The sequence below is a fragment of the Maribacter sp. TH_r10 genome (genome assembly GCF_033101095.1).
Classification (GTDB): Bacteria; Bacteroidota; Bacteroidia; order Flavobacteriales; family Flavobacteriaceae; genus Maribacter_A; species Maribacter_A luteus.
The window spans coordinates 1-243 of record NZ_JAWMPY010000057.1; the positions used below are offsets into that span (position 1 = coordinate 1).

The 243-nt window shown below is 51.4% G+C and carries 1 protein-coding gene; it reads left to right on the forward strand.

The genetic code is table 11. From position 1 onward, the window contains the following. A partial coding sequence (locus tag R3X28_RS19315; RefSeq protein ID WP_317666530.1) for a hypothetical protein occupies positions 1 to 243 on the forward strand: 243 nt, incomplete at both ends.

Here is a 243-nt window from a genome sequence, read left to right on the forward strand (position 1 = left end):
CAACAAATCAACCGATGTGAACCTGGCTGATGCAACCAATACACTATTCCCTACCGAAACCGCGGTCAAGACCTATGTCGACAATCAGGTAGGGGCCATCACAGCACCAACAATCGTTAGTGCGGATACAGGGAATTCAATCTCCGTAAGTGGCACCGATGGAGGGGCTTTCTATGACGATACGGCACTTACAACCGCTACCGCTGCCAATGCAACCGCAATCGGAACAAAAGAGGATGCGGC